Below are 14,092 nucleotides of genomic sequence, written 5' to 3'. Positions count from 1 at the left end.
CCGCGCGGATAGGATGCGGCTCATTGCGACCGGTCAAGCGCTTGATTGCATTCCCAAAGTGCAATGCATAGGCCTCGGGTATGCCCTACCAATTTCGGCTTGATGGCTACGATGGTTGGGCGCGATATTTGAGCCAGCGCAAAGCTTATCTGTTGCGTGTCCGGTAATCGGCCCAAAGAGGAAGAAAGGCATCCGAATGCGACCGGACTTGGCAGAATCCTACGGGCAGCACCGGCTGCCGCGCTACACCAGCTATCCGACGGCCCCCCATTTCTCAGCATCGGTTTGCGAATCCGACTACCGAACCTGGCTCAAGTCGTTGGACGCCCAGCAATCCGCCTCGATCTACGTTCACGTGCCGTTTTGTCGAAGGATGTGCTGGTATTGTGGCTGCCACACATCCGTCGCGAAACGCCAGGAGCCGATCGCGATCTATGCAGCGGGACTGCGGACTGAAGCTTACCTCGTTGCAGAAACCGTTGGTCGACGGCAACCGATCTCTCACATCCACTTCGGGGGTGGTAGCCCGACGATCATGACACCTGAAACATTTGCTGATCTGGTCGGTTCGTTGCGCCATTCCTTCGCTGTCCTGCCTGATGCCGAGATCGCCGTAGAGATCGATCCACGCACGTTGAGCGAGCCGATGGCCGAGGCGCTGGGCTTTTGCGGGGTCAACCGCGCGAGCCTGGGTGTACAGAGCTTCGATCCAGTTGTTCAGCACGGCATCAATCGTCTGCAGAGCTTCGGACAGACCGCGATCTCGGTCGATCGATTACGCCGCGCAGGCGTCGGCCGGATCAATTTCGACCTGCTCTATGGGCTGCCCCTGCAAACGGTCGCTTCGTGCCTGGACACCGTCGCCAAATGCCTCGAGCTTCATCCGGACCGGTTTTCGGCCTTTGGATACGCGCACGTTCCTTCGTTCAAGAGACATCAGCGCAAGATCGATGCGTCCACCCTGCCCGACAGCGTCACGCGCCACCTCCAGTCCGAAACGATCGCGGAAGCTTTGGTCGATGCTGGATACGTTCGGGTGGGCGTCGATCACTTCGCCTTGCCGAACGACAATCTCGCCCAGGCGAGGCAGGAAGGCAGGCTGAGGCGCAACTTCCAGGGCTATACCGACGATTGCGCCGACGTCCTGATTGGTCTGGGAGCCAGCGCCATCGGCCGTATGCAACAGGGGTTTGCCGCGAACGCTGTCTCGACAAAGGACTACCTTGCTCGCATCGCCATGGATCAGCTCGCCGTCGCAAAGGGCTATTTGCTGACCGATGACGATCGCTTCCACGCCGAGCTCATCGAGCGAATCATGTGCGACCTGGCAGTCGATCTTTCCGAGACATCCCGTCGTTACGGCCGGGATCCGAGATTGGCCGTCGTCGATCATTCTCGTCTCGGCAGCCTTATCGCTGACGGCGTCGTGGCGATCGATGATGGCCGGCTCACTGTAGCCCGTGGCGCAGAGTTCCTGGCCCGGAGCGTCGCATCAGTCTTCGACGCTCACCTGCTTCGGTCCGGGGCTACACATAGTCAGGCGGTCTAGCGACCAAGCGGAACCCAGCGTTTCATATCCGAGCTCGGCATCCCCGCAACCGGTGCATGCTTTGGGTGGCGACCAATCGCACCGCTGAAGAACGCGTCGGTTGGTTATCCCGTTCGCCGCCCCGCTGCTGAGCCGCTCATTGGAACGGTCAGATGATGTTTTTTCCGTCGGCAGTATAGTGGCGTTGATCCAGCCCAGCGTTTTCCGGCAGAAACCCGTACCAACGTGCGCGCCTGATGCCGGGCCATGTTAGGGCGGCACTCCGCCCGACGTTGCCCAACCCCGTGCCGCGTTGCGAACGTACACATCGACGACAAACCTTGGTGTAGAATTTTAATCCCGGCCAATATCGACGGCATACCACGGCATAATTGAGCTCCGCTGAGCTTGTGCTTTAACTGGGGTCAGATTCCGGCGGATGTCCTCGCCGTGATCGAACCATCGGCTGGCTTCCCTCCGCCGACGAACGTCGGTGCGATGCATAGCAGCGTCGCTCCTCCCGGACGCACTTCGCCCGGCCGCTAAAGGCGGCCGGGCGTTTTTTCCTTTCCCAAGGCCCCTCACGATTACCGAGCGCGCAAGGCCCCAAAAGCGATCGGTTTCTCGACGAGAGACACCGGGCCGAGGATCAACGGTCGAAGGGAGCGGATCCAGCGCGCAGTTCGCGCGCGGCAGCGACCATGTTGGCCAGTGCTGGGCGGATCTCCTCCCATTTCCGCGTCTTCAGGCCACAGTCCGGATTGACCCAGAGCTGCGAGTCCTGCAGCCGCTTTCGGGCCAAAGCCATGAGTTCCGTCATCTCGCTCGTCTCGGGCACGCGTGGAGAATGGATGTCGTACACGCCCGGCCCGATTTGATTTGGATATTTGTAGTTCCGAAACGCGTCGAGCAATTCCATCTTCGAGCGCGAGGTCTCGATCGAGATGACATCGGCGTCCATTGCGGCAATCGCATCGATGATGTCGTTGAACTCCGAGTAGCACATATGGGTATGAATCTGGGTTTGATCGGCGACGCCCGATGAGCAGATGCGGAAGCAATCCCCGGTCCACTCGAGATAAACCGCCCACTCCGATCGACGCGGTGGCAATCCTTCGCGCAGCGCTGCTTCGTCGATCTGGATCATGGTCGCACCAGCATTCTCGAGATCGCTGACTTCGTCTCGGATCGCGAGCGCAATTTGACGGCAGGCCTCGCTTCTCGGAATATCATCCCGAACAAACGACCAATTCAAAATTGTTACCGGTCCGGTCAACATCGCCTTCATCGGCTTGTTGGTTAGCGATTGCGCGTAGCTCCACCAGTCCACGGTGATCGGCTTCGGCCGCGAGACGTCGCCAAACAGGATCGGTGGCCGGACGCAGCGCGATCCATAGGATTGTACCCAGCCGTTTTTGGTAAACGCGAAGCCGGCGAGTTGCTCGCCGAAGTACTGCACCATGTCATTGCGCTCAAACTCGCCGTGCACGAGGACGTCCAGACCAATGTCCTCCTGCCAACGTACGGCACGCGCAGTCTCTTCCTTGAGGAACGTGTCGTATTGCCCGTCGCTCATGGAGCCTCTCGCGTGCGCCGCGCGGGCACTGCGGACCTCTGCGGTCTGCGGAAACGAGCCGATCGTTGTGGTAGGAAACGCCGGTAGTTTGAAGCGCTCGCGTTGGATCTCGGCACGCCTGACAAATGGACTGGCGCGCCGTCGCGCGGTCTGATTGATCGCACTCATCCGGGCGGCGACATTGGCGTCACGGATCTTCGGCGAAGTTCCGCGGCGGATGGTGACGCGCTCCGATTCCGCGAGAGCGTCGGCGACATTCAGATCGCCTGCGAGTGCCCGTGCCAACGTCGCAAGCTCGCGAATCTTCTGAACCGAGAACGCAACGCAGCTCTTGACGTCGGAAGCAAGCTCCGTTTCGAGCTCAACATCGACCGGCACGTGAAGCAGCGAACAGGATGGGGCGATCTGTACGCGATCCCTGCCGAGTTTCGCAATGGCGGGATCGAGCCGCTGGCGCAGCGCCGATAAATTCGTCCGCCACACATTGCGGCCGTCGATCACGCCGAGTGAGATAACGAGATCACTTCGCCCGGCAGCAATGATCTGGTCCAATAACTCTGCCGCCCGAACCAGATCGACGTGCAGGCCAGCAACAGGTAGGCGCAAGGCCGTGTGAAGATTTTCGCCAAGGCCACCGAAATAGCTGGCGACCATAATCTTGATGGCCGGCCCCTCCTTGACGAGCCGGTCATAGGCATGCAGCAAAGATTTTCTTGTCCCCTCATCGAGATCAAGGACCATGCAGGGCTCGTCAAACTGGACCCAATTCGCCCCGCGTCGGGCCAATTCCTGCAGAACCTCGATATAGACCGGTACCAGGTCATCCAGTAGTGCCAGTGGCTGGAACGCGGGATCAGCACTCTTGCCTAGCTTCAAGAAGGTGACCGGGCCGATCAGGACAGGGCGGGTTTGAAAGCCAAGGGCCTTGGCTTCCTCATACTCCTCGATAGGCTTGCGAGAGGAGAGCCTGAAAGTCTGCCCCCGATGAAATTCCGGGACCATGTAGTGGTAGTTGGTATCGAACCACTTGGTCATCTCCTGCGCGGGTGCGCCATAGCCGCGAGGTCGGTGACCGCAACTCGCATCCTGGCTGTCGCTTTGAGAACCGCGTGCCATGGCGAAATACGTCTTGAGGGAAGCAGGCTCGACTTTCGAGGCATAGACGTCCGGGATGGCGCCGACCATGACACTGGTGTCGAGCACCTGGTCGTATAGCGAGAAATCGTTCGACGGAATGATGGTGACACCGAGGGATTTCTGGCGCGCCCAGTTCGCCGCGCGCAGGCCGGCTGCGTCCTCGAGCAACTGCTGTTCGTTGATTCTTCCGGCCCAATAGCTTTCGAGCGCGAGTTTGAGCTCGCGTCTTGGACCGATGCGCGGCGTTCCGAGCGTGGCAACCGGAAGTGAGAGAAGAGACATACCGTTAACCCCATGTTGGGGGCAAAGGCCATGGCGGACGCAGGCAGGAGACGTCACGCGAGCGACGGCTGCTTGGCGTACCACCGGGACACCCCGCCCGTGGACGAACATATTGTCGGGGCAGGTCTCCTGGCTCGCGGATCATCGCCACTGTCCGGTCTTCCCGAAGCCGCGCGGGCTTCAGTGACTCTGTTGGACAGCGGCTCGCCGCTTACAGTTGCGGGGGCAGCGCCGGCATCACCGGCTTCCCTCTTAGCTCCGGATCAAGCCGAACCGGAGAACCTCGACGACTTCGATTATCGGAAAGACAACTCCGCAGTCAACCTGTCAAAGTGATGCTGTTGACGATACACGGCCACTCTTGATCGCGACGTTGAAGCCACTCTCCAAGCATGGATATCGGGATGACCATCTCCGAGGCGCGTTCGCGTCGGACCGCGTGTCAGATCGTGCAAGAGACGCATGCGGCCTTCGCGATGAAGGTCACGGTGCCGGGACAGGCCGCTCTTCACGCGATCCAGCTTTCGAAGCGCTCATCTAGCACGCTTCGATGCGCCCCCGGTTCTCCACCAACGACCAAGGATCAGCGTGAACAGGCACAATATGCGCAAAATCGGCAGCATACTGAGCGAGCATGTTGATCTACCACCAATCCTGGTAGGCGCCATGCGGATGCTTTTGGCGATACTGCGCAAAGCAAGCATAGTGACTCACCAACGAAAAGAGTAGCCCGTAATGAAAATGGCTGTTTGGAGTGCCCTCGGCGTTTTTGCTGCTGCCGTCTTTACGGTCGGCCTGTTCGGCTGGATAGCAAAGACATTTATGAACCCGGCCGTCAGGCAGATGCTCTCGAGAATGTTGAGCAGCTCAAGCCGAAGCTAGCCCGACCTGAGACTTCCCTTCTTATCCGGTCGATACGACTGCATGGAAGTGCAACTCCCCAATGTTGACTACGACGACGACCACATAGGCGCCCGCTAACGTGTCCTACGCGAGCGACGAATTTCATATCGCTTCGCCTGCGTGACTTTTGAACTTCCTTAGCGCCGATTCCAAATCGCTCGCCGCTGACGAGCGGCTTCGCCGCACTTTCCATCTCCGCAGCAGCGACAACGACCTCCGACCACATGGTTCGATGGCGGCAATCCTGCACCCAACTGTCGTCAGGCTTCCGGCAGCAAGGTTTCCCAACTGCGTTGCTCGAAGATGCAGTGCGTGACAGGAATCAGCCATTAAAGTCGAAAGTCGCCGCGAACAGGCTTAATGGCAACATAAATGAGGTAAGCAGGTCGGGAAGTCGACACAGGCGGCACAAATCTGGTGCCAATTTCCTGGCACGAAGAATGCAAGTCTTCGCTCGCCCAGGCTTCTCCTCCTGGGCAGGTCCAGCATCGCAAGTTGAAGCTTTGGCTGACCACTGAGGTTAGCGGCGCGTGACATCGAGGGACGCGCCTGCTCGCGCGGGACATCAGCAGGTGCTCGCGTCACGTTGCCGCTAACTTCCAACGATCTCGCAGGCACGTTGAAGATTGTCCTCTTTGGAATTGACGCGTGGACGAGAACCAGATGGGCCGGCAGCAATGAAGGGAATGGCTGGAACGCGCGTACTCTGGTTTTGTTTCGCTCGATCGCTGATTTGCCTGGCCGGGCTGGCAGCGACGAACAACAATGTTCGTGCCAACGACAGCGCTCTCGTCGAAAGGGTCAAGTCAACGTGGCGAGCGCAAGACGGCGAGACCATAGAACAAATCATCTCCAAGGTCTCGAAGGTGGCTCACTTCGTCCCTCGCTCGTGGGGAGTAGCCGAAGGGATTGACCGAACAGAGTATGTGTACTTTTCCTGGACCAAGCACCAAGACAACAAATCAGACGAACAGTACGCAATCACTTGGACGATCGCGACCGACGGAACGATCAGACTTGCGTCGCCATATGCAAAGCCGATTGAATTGGGTTGGCGCGCCTTTGCCCTCTCGTTGATTGCCAGTGAAGTCACTGATGGCGAAAGGGACGCAAATCTTCGCTTTCTGCACGATCCTGTTAACTTTAACTTCGTGACGACCGCACGAGGCAAGCTCGGCATTCTTCTGCGGCGCGGCCGCTGCGATATCATTGAGCCCGTTGTGGTGGATTACGTGGCGAAATCGAATGACAAGCCGACAGCGAAGGGTGATCTGTGGCGCGTTTTGCTTTTGGTGAACTGTAAGATTCCCGGCCCCCGCTATTTTACCCACAACGGCGTCATCACTTTCGAGAAGCGCGAAGAACAGGATTGGCAGCCGCAATCTTTCCTTGCCAAGCGTATCGCGGCCTTTCCTCCAGGCTCCTGGTTCGATCGGATCGAGCCAAATGAACGAGAAACAAGAGAGAAGGCGCGAAGGGCCTCAGTCAATGATCGCACGGAGCAAGATCGCGACGCACGCCCTTGGCGCTGAGCAGCTCCGAGCAGCAGCCAAAGCACACGCACTCGGAAGCGTTGACCTGTGCTGATCTGTCTTTGCAACAGACCGGCAGCCTCTCTCGCATCTCGTCACAGGACAAAGGCAGGCAGCACCGTTGCTAGCGGCCCAATCCGCTAGAGAATCGATACCATGACCAGGCGACGACGTGCCAGCTTACGAGAGCCGGCTTGGTCCGGCCCGCACACGTGCGGTGAGCGGACGCAATCTGTGGCGCGGCCATCTCTAAATCCCATGTTGCAGGGGAATTCGCCGGGGCCTCCTGATCAGGCGTGCGCGTAGCGCATCGCCTCAACGCAAAATGGCACCCGCAGGAGCGTGAGCATAGCGACGCCGAAGGCGGCACGCGGGACCGAGTGCAGCGACGAGACCGGTTAAATGGGTACCCGGGAACGGGGCAGTGATAGCGACGCCGTCATTCTTCATGGCGGCGGGCCCCTTTCCCGAGTACCCCCGGCGAGGAGCTCCGCAGCCATCCGCGATGGATGGACCACAGAATGGAGACGGAAGATCTAGATTTCCTCATGTGCATTCGTCTGCGCGTCATAAATCCTGATCTGAAGCATGGGAAAGCGCTTCTTTAATTCTTCTCCACCCGCGCGGGCACCATCTCTCGTGGTAAATTCGGCTTTGAGTCTGCCGTCCACTTCAAGCCCGTAACAAGAGACCGGCAATTCACGGCTGGCTGCAACCATTTCGTTCCTATTGCGCAGTGAGGTGCTTGAGAACGATGCGTACGTGAGTCGCCCAAACTGCACCAGAGCAGGCTGCCTGAGTGCGATGACGCATGTTGTGGATCGATGCCTCGCACTGGCTGCGCCTGGGATGGGAATTCGTCCAGACAGGCGGCGCATTCAAGCCATCGGCTCGACATAGCTGCCCTCCCAGCCTGGGCCACGCGCACCTCGTGCTGAGCTTCGTGGTATCTGCCCTTCCGAATATTCGGGCAATTCAACGCAAGACCGTTGCGCACAAGCAATTCAGCAAGATCCCGCCCGCGACCGAAAAAGTCGTGGCCGTTCCCGCGGCCTGCTGGGCGGCGAGAGAGGGACATCCACCCACGTACATCTTCGTCTCGATCTGGATCTGCTTCGGCAACATGTCTGTTGAAGCTCGCGAGCTTTTCGATTGAGAAGGTAGGCGGCTGGCCGCCGGAATCGGATGCGATCCGTCTCTTTGGGCGGGATGCCTAGATAGCGCGGAGACGTCTGGGACAAATCGGCGCCATCGGGATCGATCCTTCCGGCGATGAGAAGCGGTGGCCCGAAGCGCTCCAATCCGATCGGCCACAGCGCCTCTCGGGGCCGCGCTCCCGACGGGAGTTCGAGAATTCCACCAAGAAGTAGAACGACCGCACCTTCGACGCGTTCGAGGGCTTTGCTATCGCCGACCATTCTACGCGAGAAGATCCGATAACCGACATCCAAATACCTATTCTCCAGATTGCCTGGGCGAGGGCTACGGTGTCGCGGGGCTTGTCGACATCGGATGAGGCGAACCCGTGCCAGCTCTTGGCTCGCCCATACTGGAAGAAATCACTTGAACCTCACGTCACGTCAGGGCGTAGGTTGGAAATCACAACCAAGCTTTCACTAACTGACGTCGAATGATGCAACACAGGTCAAATAACAGACATGGCGCGATCAAGCAGTCGAATGTAGCGACGCCGGATTGCACGTGGTGCTGAGCGGATGGACCAAGAGAAAGGCTGTCGGGATGAAACTGCGCGCAATGATGGCTGCATTGCTCGCGGCCATCGCATCTCCGGCCTGCGCAGCGAAACTCAGCGGCCCTCCGCGCATCGTCGACGGCAATACGATTGAGATCGAGCAAACTAAAATTCGGCTCTCGGGCATCGACGCGCCGGAGACGGATCAGATTTGCCTCGACGCCCATGGTCAGAAATGGACTTGTGGCATAGTTGCTCGCGATGAACTTATCAAGCATTCGAACGGACGAAGTTGGGATTGTCATACCACCGGGCGAGACGAATACGGCAGGTCACTCGGGAGCTGCTTCATCGAAGGCGAGGACGTGAACGCGTGGATGGTACGCTCGGGTTGGGCACTGTCATGGGGTCGAAATATCCATGTCTACGCCGTCTATGAGGTTGTGGCGAGCCATGCCTATGCCGGCCTATGGTCGGGGGCGTTTATCACGCCTTGGGATTGGCGTCGCCGCAACAAGGGAACGATCATCATTGGCGCGAGCTCGGTACCAACCGATGCCCAGGAGCTCCTGCTCGGACCCGCCTTGCTATCGGACCCGCCCTCGCCCGAGTGTCTGATAAAAGGCACCGTGAGCGGCAACGGCGAGCGCATCTATCACTTGCCCGGGCAATTCGGTTACGCACAAATCGACATGACAAAGAAGCAGGGTGAACGCTGGCTCTGCAGCGAAGCGGAAGCTGAAGCCACGGGATGGCGTAAAGCCGCGCGATGAGGCGACACATGCATGCCCACCATTCCCCGAATATATCTAGCGCGCTCATGAAAAAGCCTACGCGTCGGTCACTTTTGCTATCGCTGTTGGCATTTTCGGCGGTTGGCATGCGGCTTGGCGACAACATAGTTGACGCCAAGGAAGCAAAAAGGCCACCCAAGCCGGATAATATCCTTGCGCCGGATGGCGCGCTCAGGCGCCTAGTCGAAGGCAATGACCGGTTTGTCCAAGGCATATCACGAGGCGGCGATTTCAAGCGCGAGCGTCAGGTTTTAGTCGATGGACAAAATCCATATGCGGCGGTTCTGAGCTGCGCCGATTCTCGCATAGCGCCTGAACTTGCCTTCGACAGCGGACTTGGTGACCTATTTGTCTGCCGCCTCGCCGGCAATTTTGCCAACGATGACACGATCGCCAGCATGGAATATGCGGTCGCTGTGCTGAAAACGCCATTGATCCTGGTACTCGGTCACGATCATTGCGGCGCAATAGACGCCACGATCAAGTCGCTCAACGACGACAAGCCGGCGCCAGGACATATTCCGTCCCTCGTCGCTGCGCTTTCGCCTGCGGTACGGGAATCCCGACAGCAAGCCGGTGATGCGTTCGCCAATGCCATCCGGCAGAACGTAATCGATAACGTCAATAAACTTAAATCAGCGGACCCGGTTCTGAAGGCGGCAGTTGAGCAGAACAGACTAAAGGTAGTCGGGGGTCTGTACCGGCTCGACACCGGCAAGGTCGATCTGCTCAACTGACGCCGGCACCTTCGCACTGTCTGAACGTCTAACGCGCCTTCGGTCGAGCCGTAAGCGTAGCTCTGCGGTCCCTTGATTGACGTTTGACGTCAATTTGAGCCGCGTGGCGCGACGCCCGGCTTTCAAAATCCGGACAGTGCGTTGACGGCGGCCTCGAGCGTCTTCCGCTTGGCGACGCTGGGATCGAACTGTTAGGGTCTCCAGAGGCGTATATTTTCATGTCCTGGATGAGTAGGTCGTCGAGGTAGTCGGCGTACCCTGGCGCACCGCAGACGTCCTCGGACAACGACTCGCGGCCTCGAGGAAGTCCCTCCATCGTCGCGTTGTCGAACCATTTTTCGAGTTTGATCATATGGTCCCAGCTGTCGCCGACGCCTTAGAAATAGCGGATCGTCTTGGCGCCTGTCTCTTGAACGATATCGGTGGGCCGCGCCTTGCGGGCATCGGTCGTCCGCGACGGACAGTGTCCGTGCCATCGTTCATGCCCTTACCAACACGAGTGACTGAAGCCACAGAATGCACTTCGATATATAGTCGGATCTAAGCGCGGTCTCGGCGATACGAGATGAATTTGAGCAAAAATATCCTCGCCGGATCATTTGTCATGGAATCGATACACATCGTCCGGTTGAGGGCCCCGGCTCAGCTGGGGCTAAAAATGACATACAGCAGAATTACGACCACGACGGCTGCCCAGCCCGCTGATGTGAGGAACACTGTTGCTCGCGACGGCATCGGATGGTCTCTCTCCTGCATCAACTAACGAAGCGATCGCCGGTCTCGTAAACGCGGTATCGCTGGATCTGTTTTAAGACCATGCTTTGGATCCGGCATAAGCCGTAACTTTCTCGCACGCAATGGCTGCGATCACCGGCTGGAACGCGGTCTTCTGCGCCCTCGCTTACACGCCCTGAGCCTGGCACCTAAGGATCGATGGACTCGTGAGAATGCTACCGGAAACGCCGGTGGCCCGCACAGGTGAGCCTTGCCAATCTGATTTCCAAAGGGCTCCATTTAAAAAGGAGCATCTGCGTGCGTCGGGCGCGCTTTTGACATCAGCCTCATGATGCGCGGCCTCATTGCACCTGTCCCCAGGTCTCTTCGACAAGCGCGTCGATCATGTCGGATACATCATCTTGCCCGACGTTAAGTGTCAGCGAGATCCGCAACCGTGCCGTTCCCACTGGCACCGTTGGCGGCCTAATCCCACGAATATCAAAGCCGCGCGCCTGGAGTGCGGAGGCGAGCCGCATCGCGCGGGCGTTGTCGCCTACAACATAAGGAATGATCTGCGAGTTCGAAGAGCTCGCGCGACCGCACACAACGAGCTGCTGATGTGTAAAGTCGATCAGATCGATCAGACGTCGTTGCCGCTCAGGTTCTTCCTGCAGAATTGAGATTGCCTCGCGTACCGCGACCGCCATCAGCGGTGATGGAGCGGTAGCGAAAATGAATGGACGGCACCGATTGACCATGAAGTCGCGCAATACGCCGGAAGCCGTGACAAGCGCGCCCGCCGCGCCCAGCGCCTTGCCGCAGGTGTGGACCACCAAAAGATTTTCGCGCCCCTCATAGGGCGCGGTGAGCCCCCGTCCCTGCTGGCCGTAAACACCTGTGGCATGAGCCTCGTCCACGACCAGGAACGCCTCGTAGCGCTCGGCGATCGCGACCAGATCTTGAAGCGGCGCGAAGTCTCCGTCCATACTGTAGAGACTCTCCACCACGATCCAGACGCGTCCCGTCCCGCCCTGCGCGCGCCAGTTGCCAATCGTGTCTTGGACCGACTGGGCGTCATTATGGGGGCTTATCCGGACCTGGGCTCGGCCCGCTCGTGCGCCGTCATGAAGGCTGGCATGTACGAGCGAATCGAGGACAAGCAAATCGCCCTGCTGCGGCAACGTCGTCAGAACAGCGAAATTTGCGATGTAACCGCTGCTGAAGAACAGCGCTGTCTGCGCTCGGAAGAACCGCGCGGCGTCAGCTTCGAGAGCTTCGTGCTCCTCGCAATTACCGCGGAGGAGCCGTGACCCACCAGCTCCTATTGGCGTGCCGGCATCCAGCGCGATGCACAGGGCTTTCTTCATACGAGGCGCGCTCGCCAGCGCCAGATAATCGTTTGAAGCAAAATCGGTCCCTGTGCGCGGCTTCAGGCCGCGCAGCTGATCGACTTCGTTCAAGGCTTCCAGGGCTGCGACGTACCCATTGAGCGGCGTATTCATTGATCAATTATCCCTACCGCCCGCAGCAGGGCGCGATCAATCGAGCCTTCGTGGCACGTATGTTGGATTGTGTCACCTGGACGCGACAGACCTGCAAGAAAATCGAATCGCACCGGCCGCAGAACCAGGGCGCCTCCAGTCCATCGACAAGGGGACTGTAGTCCGGCGAACAAGCTGCATGTTCGGCTGGCTCACAATTCAGACCGTCGCGACCAAGCGAGCCATGCTCGCTCAGCGGCATCACTAAACGCGCGTCCTTGACTTCGTTCCATAACGTGAATGAGCCAGCAAAACGAGCGTGCCGGCGCGATCGATCCCCCTCGCGCAGCTATTCGCAGATTGCGTATCCGCATGCGCGCGCAAACTTCGTGCAGAACGGACAAATACGCGTTCGCTCGGCCATCGTGATCGAATTGTATCATAAGTGCGCGTTCTGCACCCCGGCGCTCGCTGGCGCCATACTCAATCTTGGCGCGTCAAATCACCGATCTCCTTGGCACGCGTCACGACAGCCGCGCACCTGCATGTGGCGCGGTCAATCTCATGTTTGGTATCTCAGAATGCATCGTAACAGATGACCGCGCAGATTGTATGATCGTTTCCGTAAATTTAGTCGGCGTGCTGTGCTTGTTCAGATGTCACCAATTGCGCGGTTCAGCCAAAGTGATATGCGAGCGGCCAAATTTATCGTAGACCAGACCACGCCCGAACTTCGTATTCGCAAACGCAGTCGCGCCGTTGCCTGATGCGCATCGCGCCGGAACACGGCTGCCAGCTTTGTACGAAACGGACGAATTCACATTGCTGTCACCGTCGACGTGCTCAAAGGGACCACAAGAGTACATCCTGAAGCGTCCGCGTCATGGTTATCGGACGCGAATAGTCGAGCCGTTCCGCAATGGCGGGCTCAAGCAGTAACAATTGTTAGTGCTCGATACCACGGGGCGGTACAACAATCTTCTACCACCCTGGGGTCCTTCCCGGGCATAGGGGACCGGCGACATGTACGGGTACGTCGAGCGTGCCAACATTGATCGCTATCTCAGCGTGCTCTACAGCACTGACCTTACCCATCATGAGAGACAGACGGTCACGAAGTTGTTGCTCGGCGAGTTGGACAAGCTCCGTCATGACCCCGCGCAGCTAGAGTTTGTCGAAAAGCGCGCCGCGAATGGCCGCGAAAGGGTGAACCACGCCAAGCGCCTGCGTGAATCCTACGCACTCGGCACAACAGAACGTGAAGAATCGGATAGGTTGTTGGTAGACGTCGAAAATCTACAAAGCCTGCTGGATGCTTTCATCGTGGCTTTCTTGCGCGGCATCTAAGACGGCGACTTGATCGTCGAATAACACCGGGTGCGGCGCGAGACGACTTGATCTTCGTCACATCCCCGCCTGTCCATCCGCTTCCAGCTCTGGCTCAGCATGGATCTCCATGGCGGAGGTCGACTTTGCTGACCGCGGCTCTATGTCGTGAACCACGATCCGTGGGATGAAAACCACCGAAATAGGCGCTACAAGGCCGGTTTCTAGCGTCACCTGGGACCAAATTGCATTCAAACATCGCGCTCAGTGAAGACAATGATGCGATGAAAAGCGTCTCGCTGGCGAAATCTAAAATGGTCCAGGAGCAGCACATGGCCTGTCATTTCTGCCGATTGCTTTACCGATTCCGCATGCGCGCATATACT

General features: G+C 58.6%; 9 protein-coding genes and 1 riboswitch. Of the genes, 6 read left to right on the top strand and 3 right to left on the bottom strand.

Annotated elements, in window-relative coordinates:
• The first annotated feature begins 196 nt into the window (after positions 1–196).
• Positions 197–1,549 (top strand): oxygen-independent coproporphyrinogen III oxidase, encoded by a 1,353-nt coding sequence (gene hemN, locus ACVW17_RS16830; RefSeq protein ID WP_456797627.1) that lies wholly within the window; start codon positions 197–199, stop codon positions 1,547–1,549.
• A 628-nt stretch (positions 1,550–2,177) separates the two neighbouring features.
• Here hemN and metE read toward each other — a convergent pair.
• Entirely contained in the window at positions 2,178–4,523 is a 2,346-nt protein-coding gene (gene metE, locus ACVW17_RS16825) for a 5-methyltetrahydropteroyltriglutamate--homocysteine S-methyltransferase (RefSeq protein ID WP_456797626.1), read from the bottom strand.
• A 102-nt stretch (positions 4,524–4,625) separates the two neighbouring features.
• Positions 4,626–4,824: riboswitch (cobalamin riboswitch) on the bottom strand.
• A gap of 1,288 nt (positions 4,825–6,112) precedes the next feature.
• On the opposite strand from metE, the gene ACVW17_RS16820 reads away from it, so the two are divergent.
• Positions 6,113–6,958 (top strand): nodulate formation efficiency C protein, encoded by an 846-nt coding sequence (locus ACVW17_RS16820; protein ID WP_456797625.1) that lies wholly within the window; start codon positions 6,113–6,115, stop codon positions 6,956–6,958.
• Positions 6,959–7,494: 536 nt separating this feature from the next.
• On the opposite strand, the gene ACVW17_RS16815 is transcribed toward ACVW17_RS16820, so the two are convergent.
• The gene (locus tag ACVW17_RS16815; RefSeq protein ID WP_456752905.1) at positions 7,495–7,677 is read right to left on the bottom strand and encodes a hypothetical protein; all 183 of its coding nucleotides are present in this window, start codon (positions 7,675–7,677) and stop codon (positions 7,495–7,497) included.
• A gap of 92 nt (positions 7,678–7,769) precedes the next feature.
• Here ACVW17_RS16815 and ACVW17_RS16810 point away from each other — a divergent pair, with 92 nt between their 5' ends.
• The 3 genes from ACVW17_RS16810 (at position 7,770) to ACVW17_RS16800 (ending at position 10,182) form a co-directional block, all read left to right on the top strand.
• On the top strand, positions 7,770–8,114 hold the full coding sequence (locus ACVW17_RS16810; protein WP_456797624.1) for a hypothetical protein: 345 nt from the start codon (positions 7,770–7,772) through the stop codon (positions 8,112–8,114).
• A 584-nt stretch (positions 8,115–8,698) separates the two neighbouring features.
• Entirely contained in the window at positions 8,699–9,424 is a 726-nt protein-coding gene (locus ACVW17_RS16805) for a thermonuclease family protein (protein WP_456797623.1), read from the top strand.
• 47 nt (positions 9,425–9,471) lie between these two features.
• The gene (locus tag ACVW17_RS16800; protein ID WP_456797622.1) at positions 9,472–10,182 is read left to right on the top strand and encodes a carbonic anhydrase; all 711 of its coding nucleotides are present in this window, start codon (positions 9,472–9,474) and stop codon (positions 10,180–10,182) included.
• A 1,076-nt stretch (positions 10,183–11,258) separates the two neighbouring features.
• On the opposite strand, the gene ACVW17_RS16795 is transcribed toward ACVW17_RS16800, so the two are convergent.
• Positions 11,259–12,401 carry an 8-amino-7-oxononanoate synthase gene (locus tag ACVW17_RS16795; RefSeq protein ID WP_456797621.1) on the bottom strand — a complete coding sequence of 381 codons (1,143 nt, stop codon included), beginning with the start codon at positions 12,399–12,401 and terminating at the stop codon, positions 11,259–11,261.
• A 1,002-nt stretch (positions 12,402–13,403) separates the two neighbouring features.
• On the opposite strand from ACVW17_RS16795, the gene ACVW17_RS16790 reads away from it, so the two are divergent.
• Positions 13,404–13,727 carry a hypothetical protein gene (locus tag ACVW17_RS16790; protein ID WP_456797620.1) on the top strand — a complete coding sequence of 108 codons (324 nt, stop codon included), beginning with the start codon at positions 13,404–13,406 and terminating at the stop codon, positions 13,725–13,727.
• The last annotated feature ends 365 nt before the right edge of the window (positions 13,728–14,092 follow it).

It is taken from the genome of Bradyrhizobium sp. USDA 4473, from assembly GCF_054063335.1.
This window is presented reverse-complemented; position numbering and strand designations above follow the sequence as displayed.